2 protein-coding genes and 1 pseudogene are annotated in these 1,796 nt (G+C 35.6%); all 3 read left to right on the top strand.

Annotation, left to right across the window (positions count from 1 at the left end; genetic code table 11):
• Window positions 1–263 (top strand): hypothetical protein (locus tag ABJI11_RS06540; RefSeq protein ID WP_348350535.1); only part of this gene is annotated, 263 nt, incomplete at its 5' end.
• Between the two features lie 129 nt (window positions 264–392).
• Window positions 393–1,004, top strand: coding sequence for an alpha-ketoglutarate-dependent dioxygenase AlkB (locus ABJI11_RS06545; RefSeq protein ID WP_348350537.1), 612 nt, complete (start codon window positions 393–395; stop codon window positions 1,002–1,004).
• 75 nt (window positions 1,005–1,079) lie between these two features.
• Window positions 1,080–1,796 (top strand): annotated as a pseudogene (locus tag ABJI11_RS06550) (FAD-binding protein); the annotation flags it as partial.

Raw genomic sequence — 1,796 nt, forward strand, 5'->3', positions numbered from 1 at the left:
CCAAATCGGGAGAAGTATTAAATCATCAGTATGCTGATTTATCTAAGATCAAAACCTGTGAAATTGCCAATATTGGTACCTCTTATGCTAGAAAAGAGAAAGTAACAGAGCGTTTACTTTTAAAATTTTTCTCAAAAAAAGCAAATGAACCGGATATTGTTTTTGAATTCTATGACGTAGAAGTGAACTACCAATTAAGTGGTGAATTCCAGTCTATAGAAAAATGGAACAAGACCATTAAAAACTTGCTGATGAACAATTAAGTTCAGTCTTCACGGTTCTCTTTAATTTTAAAAGCGGATAGATAATCTCATTAAGGTTAGCTATTCGCTTTTGTTTTTAAAAAGATTACCAAGTACTTTAGTTCTTTGGATAGCTATAAAGAAAAAATTATGAAGTTGTTCGATATTGAGGTAGACCATACAAAAAACCTACTTCCGCATGACGGAACGGTGCATTATTTTGGAAAAATCTTAAATGAAGAAGAAGCTATACATTATTTAGATGCATTGTTAAACAACATTGTCTGGAAAAACGATGAAGCCATCATCTTTGGAAAGAAAATTATAACCAAACGAAAAGTGGCGTGGTACGGTGAAAAACCGTTTCAATACACCTATTCTAAAACGACTAAACTGGCATTACCGTGGACGACCGAATTACTTGAATTAAAATCTAAAGTAGAGCAAGAAAGTGGTGAAACGTTCAATTCTTGCCTGTTAAACTTATATCATGATGGTAGCGAGGGTATGGCATGGCATAGTGACGGAGAAAAAGACCTAAAAAAGAATGGTGCCATTGCTTCCGTTAGTTTTGGTGCGGAACGAAAATTTGCTTTTAAACATAAAGAAACCAAAGAGAAAGTAGAATTAGTTTTAGAAAAAGGTAGTTTGTTGATTATGAAAGATGAAACACAGACGCATTGGTTACATCGCCTGCCGCCAACTACCAAAAGTAAACTACCTAGAGTGAATTTGACTTTTAGAACTATTGTAGAGAAATAATTTTACTAAAAACTTCTCTTTACCAATTTTGCCACTCTGTAGTTCACATCCCCTTTTTTACTTTAATTTTGCAGCATGGTCAGAAATGTACAATTGCGATTATCATTAAAGGAAGAAGGTACGCCTAACGGATTAGAAATACGTGCGGCAAAGTATCTGGGACTTGAAGATGGCACTTTCAAAATTAAGGTGCTGCGTAAGTCAATAGATGCGCGTAAGCCTAAAATTTTCTTTAACTACAAACTGGCAATCTACATTAATGAACCTGCTCCTAATGATACATTAAATTTCAAATACAAAGATGTATCGAACGCTAAACCCATACACATTATAGGCTTTGGACCTGCTGGTATGTGGGCTGCACTGCGTTGTCTAGAAATGGGCTACAAACCTATTGTGCTCGAACGTGGTAATAACGTAAAAGATAGAAGGCGAGATTTAAAAGCTATTAATCAAGACCATCAGGTAAACCCTGAAAGTAATTACTGTTTTGGTGAAGGTGGTGCAGGCACGTATTCTGACGGAAAATTATACACTCGAAGTCTTAAACGCGGCGATGTACGTCGAATCTTTGAAAGCTTAGTATTTCATGGTGCAACAGACCAAATTTTGGTAGATGCCCACCCACATATTGGGACCAATAAACTCCCTAAAATTGTACAGAATATTCGTGAGGTTATTCAAGAACATGGTGGTGAAATTCACTTTAATACCAAAGTGACCGATTTCGTAATTAAAGATAATACGCTTAAAGCAATTGTTTTAAACGAAACCGATGAAATGGCTGTGGAA

This window comes from Maribacter sp., assembly GCF_039968975.1.
Classification (GTDB): Bacteria; Bacteroidota; Bacteroidia; order Flavobacteriales; family Flavobacteriaceae; genus Maribacter.